This is a genomic window from Buttiauxella sp. A111 (assembly GCF_014189855.1).
GTDB lineage: Bacteria > Pseudomonadota > Gammaproteobacteria > Enterobacterales > Enterobacteriaceae > Buttiauxella > Buttiauxella selenatireducens.
The window spans coordinates 1-1,029 of record NZ_BJFN01000023.1; the positions used below are offsets into that span (position 1 = coordinate 1).

Here is a 1,029-nt window from a genome sequence, read left to right on the forward strand (position 1 = left end):
GGGCAACACCGTGTCGTTGTCCAACACGCTCAACGATTATGTCGGGAATACCGATATTCGTTCCGGCACCCTGAAAATGATTGCCGATAACGTGCTGGGCCAGACCGATGTGTTGTCTCTGGCAGCCGATACGGCGCTGGACATGAACGGCAAGGCACAGACCGTGGGCTCCCTGCAGTCGGCTGCAAATGCGACCGTTAACCTGAACGGCGGGGCGCTGAGCCTGATCCATGGCGGTGTGTCTGACGGCGCACTGGCAGGCAGCGGCGAACTGAACGTGCTGGCTGATACGCTGACCGTGAACGGTGCAAACGCAGACCTGAGCGCGACCACCACCGTAGCAAACGGGGCAACAGTTGCCCTGAATGACGCAGCGGGTCTGGGTATTGGCGATATCGTCAACGCCGGTAAAGTGATGTTCAGTGATGCGGCAGGTACCGTTGCCAACAACATCCGTGATGGCGTGGCAGCAGCCACTCGTGCACTGTCTGCTACTGCAGGCAGCGTGGACCTGGTGAACAGCCAGTTGACGCTTGACGGTGACAATAGCGGCTTCAGCGGTGTGTTTAACATCGACGCAGCTTCACAACTGACGGCTACGGCGGCACAGCAACTAGGTACTGCGGACATTGCTGACGAAGGCGAACTGGTACTGAACGCGGCCGATAACTGGGCGCTGACCAACAACCTGAGTGGTACAGGCAACCTGACTAAACAGGGCGCTGGCGTGGTCACGTTGTCCGGTAATGCCGCGTATACCGGTCTGACGGATATCCAGGCAGGCGGTCTGATGCTGGGCAGCGAAGCGGCTCCGGTCACGCTGGCAAGCAGCCAGGTTAACGTGGCACAGGATGCGTTCCTCGCCGGTTACGGCGGTGTGGCAGGCAACGTGAACAACCTGGGCACCCTGTATGTGGGCGCGCAGAATGAAAGCGGTGCGGCACAAACCTTTACCGTCGGTCAGGACCTGGTGAACAACGGTACGGTGAATATCGCTCACGGCAGCGTGGCGGGTAACGTACTGAATGT

The 1,029-nt window shown here is 59.4% G+C and carries 1 protein-coding gene; it reads left to right on the forward strand.

Features of this window, described 5'->3' with window-relative positions:
* On the forward strand, positions 1-1,029 hold a 1,029-nt coding region (locus BSPA111_RS22390), incomplete at both ends, for an autotransporter-associated beta strand repeat-containing protein (RefSeq protein WP_183273304.1).